The sequence below is a fragment of the Tepidibacillus sp. HK-1 genome (genome assembly GCF_001748485.2).
Taxonomy (GTDB): domain Bacteria; phylum Bacillota; class Bacilli; order Tepidibacillales; family Tepidibacillaceae; genus Tepidibacillus_B; species Tepidibacillus_B infernus.
This window is the reverse complement of the sequence record NZ_BDGM02000072.1, coordinates 1-255: the sequence shown is the minus strand read 5'-3', so window position 1 is coordinate 255 and position 255 is coordinate 1. Positions and strand designations below refer to the sequence as shown.

The window sequence follows — 255 nt, the reverse complement described above, 5'->3', positions numbered from 1 at the left end:
ATTTTCCTGTTTTTGTTCGAGAAACCGTACAAGACTTGAGGATATGATGTGACGGGATTTCCCGATGTTGTTTCATTTTTACAAGTTTCAGTTTCGGTAATTTGATATAGCCATCCAAAAGCATAATGTTTCCGTTGACCACGTTGGTTGTGTAGGACTGTCTCGCCTTGCGGCTTTTGAACTTAGGAAATTCAACACGACCAGAGAAGAAGTTTTGGTATGCCTTCTGCAAATTCAGTTGAGCGTTTGCCAACG

At 41.2% G+C, this 255-nt stretch carries 1 pseudogene; it reads right to left on the bottom strand.

Annotated elements, in window-relative coordinates:
* Window positions 1-255 (bottom strand): annotated as a pseudogene (locus tag BEN26_RS14000) (RNA-guided endonuclease TnpB family protein); the annotation flags it as partial.